A 288-nucleotide genomic window follows, 5' to 3' on the forward strand; every position below is an offset into this window, starting at 1 on the left:
TCCATGAGCACATGACCGCCGTAGCTGAGCTTGGCCGGCTGGCCGTTGCCTTTCCTCATGAGCTTCGATTCCGGGTCGGTCGTGCTCTGGTGCGTGGCATTCGATCGCTTCTCGCCCTTGAAATCGATCATGCCGGTGCCGTCACCCCCATCCTTGGGCGACTCGCCGTCCTTGCGCCTGAAGCTCTTGAACGAGGCCCAGGCTTCGATCAGCGTGCCATCGACGGTGAAGTGATCCGAAGACAGCAGCCGCTCACGGCGCGCAAGGCACACGACTTCATCAAAAAAT

At 60.4% G+C, this 288-nt stretch carries 1 pseudogene; it reads right to left on the minus strand.

Annotation, left to right across the window (positions count from 1 at the left end):
- A pseudogene (locus GQB03_RS22780) lies at positions 1-288 on the minus strand (IS5/IS1182 family transposase); the annotation flags it as partial.

Origin of the sequence: Cognatazoarcus halotolerans (genome assembly GCF_009800965.1) — a bacterium.
GTDB classification, from domain to species: Bacteria; Pseudomonadota; Gammaproteobacteria; order Burkholderiales; family Rhodocyclaceae; genus Cognatazoarcus; species Cognatazoarcus halotolerans.